This window comes from Microcoleus sp. Pol11C3, from assembly GCF_036701485.1.
In the GTDB taxonomy this organism is placed as follows: Bacteria; Cyanobacteriota; Cyanobacteriia; order Cyanobacteriales; family Microcoleaceae; genus Microcoleus.
Genome location: NZ_JAUBQW010000209.1, coordinates 1 through 7,066, shown reverse-complemented (window position 1 = coordinate 7,066; position 7,066 = coordinate 1). Strand labels below are relative to the sequence as shown.

Below are 7,066 nucleotides of genomic sequence, written 5' to 3'. Positions count from 1 at the left end.
TATCTTTAGTTGAGTTTGAATATATCGGTCGCTCCTATTCATAGTTTGCGATCGATTATTCAGCAAGCCCTAAATATCCGGCAAGCTGTTACTCAAAAACTCAAGAGGGAGAAGATTAAATGGCGTTGCTGAGTTAGAGTATGAATAGGAGGAATAATTTATGCAATGCCCAGAATGTAAATCATATCATGTCCGGTCGATTGACCATGATATAATGGGATAGTAGAGGGAATTAATACTAAATTAAAGCTTTTAAAAAGGTGTGGTTTTGGATTTAGAAATTTGATAAATTTTGAAATACGGGCATTACTTTTTTGGCATTTTCCTAAAAAATGAGCAGCGGTAACTACGGAAGAGCCTTAAATGCTAGACATTTAAAGTTTTTAAATAAATTTATAAATTCATCAACTTTGCCTTGCCACAACATAGTTTCTGCTGATTTTAATCGTTTTATTGAACCCCCTACCTTGTATAGATTTTCTTTCAGATGATACCAATCTAAGATTTCTTGTCTTTGTTCATTCTCTCCAATTTCTTTAACTATGTTCCAAATACCGGCATAGCCATATCCTAGGCAATACATAGCGTGTAGTAATTTTTGGCTATTAGTCCAATCAATTAAATCTTGATTATTTTGAAAAAAGGCTCCCGAATAAACATTATCTAAACATACGGCTTTATAGTCTTTCCAGTAACACCCCTCGTCCTGGGTTTCGTTGCGTACCCTGACTTTACCGCCATCCAATGTAATTTCTTGGACTCCTTGTTTAGATGTAGGCAATTCAAATTATTGTCTCTTGACTAATCTATGTAATGTACTGTGAGAAATCTTGATACCCGTAAATTTTTCCAAATCTTTTTCTGCCATTTGATAAGATTCGTTGGCACTGATTAAAAGACAACATTTTTCCATCAGTGGACTAAATTGACTATATGCTTTCAAGCCAAAATATTTTGAAAGAATTGTCTGTAATGTCGATGGAGCCGACTATTGATTTTATTTTTCGGGGTTTTCCTGTTTGAATTCCTGATACTGCTGAAAAAAAAAGCTACCTAGTTCTGGCTCCACTTCTTTTAACATTTTCTGACGCACCGATTTTTCTATACTTTCAAAACTTTTTAACTGGAGTGGATCTGTATTTATGTAAACAATTTCTGCTGCCGCTTTTAATTGGGCTTTTAGCTGTTGTTGGTCTGAAAGTGTCATTTTTTTGACCTCATCTTTATTTGACGATTTTACTAGCTTTTTTATTTTAACTGAGATGTTGCACCATTCTCAAGAACCGACCACAACCCTTGATTTTCCGTTGATGCGATCGCCCAAAACCTAGCTGTTAGAGGCTTAATGACATTGGTGCAAGATATCAGTTTTAACCCTTTTTTGACATATTAGCCAAAGTGAGATGCACCCGTCCGCACCCTACTAAAATCGATTGAAAGCGTTATTTTAGCCATTACTGACAACTTTCCAAACATCTCGGTTTGCGTCTTTTTTAAGGCGTATCCAACCCCTAACGGAGTTAATGAGAAATAGAGTTTGGGTACTGTGCAAATCATCTAAGGTAATTAATTCTTCTCGGATTTTTCCCTCCTCTAAAAGTTGAGAACGAAATGTCCCCGGTAATAAACCGCACTTGACGGGAGGTGTGATTAGACCTGCGGGTATATCAATCACGATATTGGCGATCGTGGACTCGGTGATAACTCCATCTTGATTCCACAGAAAGACATCCTGATATTGGGGCTGCGACTCCAAAGCCATTGTATAAGGCAATCGGTAAGTTGTCTTGTGGTAAAGAAATGGGTTTTGAGAATCGATCGGTTTGCGGGCAATTCCCACAGATGCACCGATTTTTAAGATACCGCTATCTAGTGTCTGAGCTTGTAATGTTATGTTTCCCTCACAAGATATTGTTAACCGTATTTTTTGTTTGACTGACCCGCAAGTCATACTTAATGCTTGTAAAGCTTTGCTTGCTTCTGTTAGTGATAGGGGGAAATTAAAATAATCAGCGGATAGCTCTAATCTTTGAAGATGTTTGTCTAGCAAAAAATAGCCGTTTTTGGGCTCCCATAAAAGTGATTCCAGCAATTCAAAGTTTTGCTGTGGTTGAATCATATTTTTGTCAATATAATGTAAATTCGGTAACTAGACAATTTTTAGACCCGCGAAGATGCCTGTTTGTGTAATTATATAGGAAGTTAACTTGAATTTATGTTGCCTAAATCTTTTATATTTCCCTGGCGCCTTGCCATCGGGCTGTTAATATTAACCTCAGCGATCGCACCCCTAGGCCTCAACTACTACGTCAGGCTAGTTACAAGCAACTACCGGCGTACCGATGTAGCTAAGGTTCCCGCCGAACCAATTACCATTGTTTTCGGTGCCGGAGTTTGGGAAGACGGCACTCCAACCCCAATGTTAGCCGCTCGAGTGCAAGCAGCCGTCGATTTGTACAAAGCGGGGCGAGTGGACAAACTTTTGATGACAGGAGACAATCGCAGCGCCGATTACAACGAAGTCAAAGCTATGCAGGAGTACGCCGAAGCACAGGGCGTACCGATTAATAATATCATTCTCGATTATGCCAGATTTAGCACCTATGAAAGTTGCTACCGGGCGAAAGAGATTTTTGGCATAACGCAGGCTGTTTTAGTTACCCAAAACTTTCACTTAGCCCGCGCGGTTTATACCTGCAGCCAGTTGGGCGTAGAGGCGATCGGTTTAGGAACGCCGGATTGGGGCAAATTTCGCCAAAAGGGCATGATTCGCTACAGTTTCCGCGAATTTTGGGCAGTCATCAAAGCCCTGTGGGAAGTGCGCGTTACCCGTCCGAAACCGACTTTTTTGGGGCCGTTTGAAGGAATCAAATAAAAGTTATGACTGCTGTGTTGAAAACTTTAGTCCTTGCTTTAAGGACTAAAGTTTTCACTAAAAACGGGTTTTCTTACAACTAACCGGATCTCATGTAAGTCCGGAAGTTGTAAGTTTTGAGTTAAACAAAAGTCCCGACACAACTCACCAATCATAACTCGCCCGTGGCCATAGTGTTCCATAACTTACTCGCGTTTGGAAAGCCCCGCCAGCGACCAAGTTAGGCTCACCATCATTAAGCGGCCTAGAGCCTTCAAACGGTCTTCGGCGTTATTTTCAAACGCTTGAGACAGAGTTTCAGACTTAAGATTTATCGACAATTCTTCAGCGGTTTCTGCTGAGTTTTCCAACTGAGGTTGTTCAGAAGATGTCTCAAGGCTGACTTGTGGCTGCTGATTTTTTTCTTCGGTCATTTTCTGAGTCACCTCCTGGAGTTATTGCATACATAACCTTTAATACAAATGTAATTTATTTGTATCCGGGATTTGGGGAGTCAACTTTTCCTTACCCGACAATCGCAGTTACCAACTGACTTAAAATTTTTGATTTCAGTGGTTAGCTATCTTAAATAGCACTTAGCCAATTTTCCTCATAAAGCCGATTTATTCACAGATAGGTCGTCCTCCACCAATTTTTTGTAAGAAACGGGATTTCGGAGCCTAAGTCCTGTTAAATTAAAAACTCACGCACTACCGATGATGCACATCACTGAAGTGTTATATTTACTGAACAGTAATATTTCCGAGATTCTGATAGTGTTAAAGATTAACAATTAATTTCGCTCGGATTTATATCAATCTGCAAGCAACCATCTGGGAAATATTAACAAACTGAAGGTGTAGAGCCGATGGCAATTTATGTTGATACTGCAATTGTAGCGGAAGCCGCACGGGCGAGCAAGTTCGGATGGATAGCGGGAATTACTACTAATCCGACACTTTTGGCAAAAAGCGAGTTATCTCCTGAGCAAACCCTTAAACAACTGGCACAACTGATTCCTGGGGAAGTGTATTATCAGCTAATGGCATCTGATGTTGATGGCATGGTAGCAGAAGGAAAAGCTGCTTTTGAGTTGCTCGGGCGGCAAACAGTTTTGAAAGTTCCAGCAACGGCGGCGGGTTTCCAAGCAGTAGCGCATTTGTCACCGTCCATTCCTTGCGCGGTGACGGCAATATACAGCGCATCACAAGCAGTTGTCTCCGCAGAAGCGGGGGCTAAATATGCGATCGCCTACGTGAATCGTGCCACTAGATTGTTGGGAGACGGTTTTGCCTTAGTGCAGGATATGGCAAATGTGTTGCAGAGAACTAATACTGAAATTTTGGCAGCTAGCATTAAATCGCCGGAAGAAGCGGTAAAGACTTTATTAGCTGGAGCACATCATTTGACATTGCCTTTGGACATTTTGCAAGCAATGACTGTTCACGAACTTTCGCAGCAAACTGTTGATGAATTTGCCAAAAACGGGCGCGGAATATGAGCTTGGCTATCTTGTCTGCTGTGGGTAACATTAGGGAATCTCCAAACTTGTACTTTTAAATGTGAGAGCTTATGACTATTACTCCCGTCTCTATAGACTCAGCAGGCAATCGGGGGAACAGTGACTCCTACAGCGCCTCCATCTCAGCCGACGGGCGGTTTGTGGCGTTTAATTCATTTTCCTCCAACCTCGTGCCGGAGAATACCCTATATACCAACGACATTTTCGTGCGGCACACGCTCACCAATACCACCACCCGCCTCTCTGTAGACTCAGCAGGCAATCAGGGGAACAGTGACTCAGCCATCCCCTCCATCTCAGCCGACGGGCGGTTTGTAGCGTTTCTTTCTCGTGCCTCCAACCTCGTGCCGGGGGATACTAACAGTCGCCAAGACATCTTCGTGCGGGACACGCTGACCAATACCACCACCCGCCTCTCTGTAGACTCAGCAGGGAATCAGGGGAACAGTGACTCCTACACCCCCTCCATCTCAGCCGACGGGCGGTTTGTGGCGTTTACTTCTGATGCCTCCAACCTCGTGCCGGGGGATACCAACGGTGACACAGACATCTTCGTGCGGGACACGTTCACCAATACCACCACCCGCGTGTCAGTAGATTCAGCAGGGAATCAGGGGAACAGTGACTCCTACACCCCCTCCATCTCAGCCGACGGGCGGTTTGTAGCTTTTGATTCATTTTCCTCCAACCTCGTGCCGGGGGATACTAACAATACCAGCGACATCTTCGTGCGGGACACGCTCACCAATACCACCGCCCGCGTCTCTGTAGATTCAGCAGGCAATCAGGGGAACAGTGACTCCACCACCCCCTCCATTTCAGCCGACGGGCGGTTTGTGGCGTTTTCTTCTGGTGCCTCCAACCTCGTGCGGGGGGATACTAACAATACCAGCGACATCTTCGTGCGGGACACGCTCACCAATACCACCACCCGCCTCTCTGTAGACTCAGCAGGCAATCAGAGGAACATTAACTCCTACACCCCCTCCATCTCAGCCGACGGGCGGTTTGTGGCGTTTTCTTCTGGGGCCTCCAACCTCGTGCCGGGTACCAATACCAACGACATCTTCGTGCGGGACACGCTCACCAATACCACCACCAACGTCTCTGTAGACTCAGCAGGCAATCCGGGGGAGGCATTTAATCCATCCATCTCAGCCGACGGGCGGTTTGTAACTTTTGATTCATTTTCCTCCAACCTCGTGCCGGGGCAGACTAGCAATTACCGAAACATTTTTGTTGCTGACACCAGCAGCACTCCAAACGTCATCAACGGCACTCCCGGCAACGACAACCTGACGGGCACCAGTGGCAACGATATCATCAGCGGTTTGGAAGGTGATGACGTGTTGACCGGTTTGCGGGCTAATGATGTCTTAAATGGCGGCGATGGCAACGATATCCTGTATGGCGGCAAAGGTTCTGACACTCTCAACGGCGGTTTGGGAAACGATAATCTAGTCGGTGGCGTGGGCAAGGATGTGTTTGTTTTAGGTGCAGGGTTGGGAGTTGATACAATCTCTGATTTCGGCAATGGTCAAGATACCATTCAATTAATCAATGGCTTGACCTTCGGACAGCTATCAATTTCCCCGGGAACTAACGGCACATTAATTAGAGTAGCCAGCAGCGGTGAAGTTTTAGCTTCTTTGACAGGCGTTGCTCCCCATCTCATCGGTTCTGAAGATTTTGTCTTGGTCTAGAGATGGTAAACTGGTCATTTGTTAAATCATTTTTGCTCAGAGGAACATCATGATTAAACTTGGCAAACAATCACTCGCATTAATAGGCACATTTATTGCAGTTTTGCAACCAGCATTTACCGCTCATTCACAAGAAAGCAACAGCGAATTTAGCCAAGTTCAATCCTGATTAGAAGCCAAAAAATGGTACGAAGCCGATCAAGAAACAGTCTCTCTGATCCGCAACAACTCCGCCAATCTGTCTTGTCCGAACCTCCGGGCGATCGATCGGCTGTGGATGCAATCGAGCAACGGCAAATATGGATTGACTCCACAGTGAGAGATTTGGCAGAAAGTCGGCGGTTCTAACTGTCGAACTTGCGAAGGTCAAATTAAAGATTTTAGCAAGCAAGTAGGATGGAACATGAGCTCGCAAGTAAGTCCAATACCAGGGGAGTTTCCTGCCCAGTATCCAACTGTTGCTTCATTAAGTTGGCAAAGTTATGTGGACAGCGATAAAAGCATAACTAGGTACAGTCTTTTTGCTGGCGCGCAGACTTGGCAAGCGTGGAGAGTTACAGAATTTAACCTGTTTTCTACTTTTGCCAATTGCGGCAAGTAACAGTTGTAGGGCGGGCAAAGCCCAGACTTCCACGTCGGAGTCGGGAGGGGATTTCTCGATCGCCTCGACTTTTCAATCTAAAATCTCGACTCTTGAATCAAAAATCAAAAATTAAAAATTAAAAATCGATGGTAGGGCGGGCAAAGCCCAGACTTCCACGTCGGAGTCGGGAGGGGATTTCTCGATCGCCTCGACTCTTCAATCTAAAATAGACCTCTTGCAAAAATAGCTGGGACGGGCTCTGGGGCCCATCCCACAAAAAGTTTTTTCTCTTGTGGGATGGGCCCCAGAGCCCGTCCGAAAATTTGATTAATACGGAATCCGGTTGACAAAGGTCTACAACAAATCATCAATAAGTCAACCAATGATAATTGGTCAAAGCCTTA

The 7,066-nt window shown here is 44.5% G+C and carries 6 protein-coding genes and 2 pseudogenes; 5 read left to right on the top strand and 3 right to left on the bottom strand.

Annotation, left to right across the window (positions count from 1 at the left end; genetic code table 11):
- Window positions 1-213: 213 nt before the first annotated feature.
- Window positions 214-336: pseudogene (locus QUA40_RS26905) on the top strand (transposase); the annotation flags it as partial.
- A 22-nt stretch (window positions 337-358) separates the two neighbouring features.
- Here the strand turns inward: QUA40_RS26905 and QUA40_RS26900 are convergent.
- Together QUA40_RS26900 and QUA40_RS26895 are read right to left on the bottom strand one after the other, a co-directional pair.
- Window positions 359-1,207 (bottom strand): annotated as a pseudogene (locus QUA40_RS26900) (ISKra4 family transposase); the annotation flags it as partial.
- 240 nt (window positions 1,208-1,447) lie between these two features.
- The gene (locus QUA40_RS26895) at window positions 1,448-2,119 is read right to left on the bottom strand and encodes an aminotransferase class IV (protein WP_333131547.1); all 672 of its coding nucleotides are present in this window, start codon (window positions 2,117-2,119) and stop codon (window positions 1,448-1,450) included.
- A gap of 96 nt (window positions 2,120-2,215) precedes the next feature.
- On the opposite strand from QUA40_RS26895, the gene QUA40_RS26890 reads away from it, so the two are divergent.
- Entirely contained in the window at window positions 2,216-2,875 is a 660-nt protein-coding gene (locus tag QUA40_RS26890) for an ElyC/SanA/YdcF family protein (protein WP_333131545.1), read from the top strand.
- A 185-nt stretch (window positions 2,876-3,060) separates the two neighbouring features.
- Here the strand turns inward: QUA40_RS26890 and QUA40_RS26885 are convergent, their stop codons facing one another.
- Window positions 3,061-3,288 carry a hypothetical protein gene (locus QUA40_RS26885; RefSeq protein WP_333131543.1) on the bottom strand — a complete coding sequence of 76 codons (228 nt, stop codon included), beginning with the start codon at window positions 3,286-3,288 and terminating at the stop codon, window positions 3,061-3,063.
- Between the two features lie 434 nt (window positions 3,289-3,722).
- Here QUA40_RS26885 and QUA40_RS26880 point away from each other — a divergent pair, with 434 nt between their 5' ends.
- The 3 genes from QUA40_RS26880 to QUA40_RS26870 all read left to right on the top strand — a co-directional run bounded on the left by QUA40_RS26880 (window position 3,723) and on the right by QUA40_RS26870 (window position 6,427).
- Complete coding sequence (locus tag QUA40_RS26880; RefSeq protein WP_333131541.1) at window positions 3,723-4,355, top strand: transaldolase family protein; 633 nt, start codon at window positions 3,723-3,725, stop codon at window positions 4,353-4,355.
- Window positions 4,356-4,426: 71 nt separating this feature from the next.
- Window positions 4,427-6,079, top strand: a complete 1,653-nt coding sequence (locus QUA40_RS26875; RefSeq protein WP_333131539.1) for a calcium-binding protein — start codon at window positions 4,427-4,429, stop codon at window positions 6,077-6,079.
- A gap of 183 nt (window positions 6,080-6,262) precedes the next feature.
- Entirely contained in the window at window positions 6,263-6,427 is a 165-nt protein-coding gene (locus QUA40_RS26870; protein ID WP_333131537.1) for a hypothetical protein, read from the top strand.
- Window positions 6,428-7,066 lie beyond the last annotated feature (639 nt).

Coding starts and splice junctions, on each gene's coding strand:
- QUA40_RS26895 (WP_333131547.1), bottom strand. CDS start 2,119: ATGATTCAACCACAGCAAAACTTTGAATTGCTGGAATCACTTTTATGG.
- QUA40_RS26890 (WP_333131545.1), top strand. CDS start 2,216: ATGTTGCCTAAATCTTTTATATTTCCCTGGCGCCTTGCCATCGGGCTG.
- QUA40_RS26885 (WP_333131543.1), bottom strand. CDS start 3,288: ATGACCGAAGAAAAAAATCAGCAGCCACAAGTCAGCCTTGAGACATCT.
- QUA40_RS26880 (WP_333131541.1), top strand. CDS start 3,723: ATGGCAATTTATGTTGATACTGCAATTGTAGCGGAAGCCGCACGGGCG.
- QUA40_RS26875 (WP_333131539.1), top strand. CDS start 4,427: ATGACTATTACTCCCGTCTCTATAGACTCAGCAGGCAATCGGGGGAAC.
- QUA40_RS26870 (WP_333131537.1), top strand. CDS start 6,263: ATGGTACGAAGCCGATCAAGAAACAGTCTCTCTGATCCGCAACAACTC.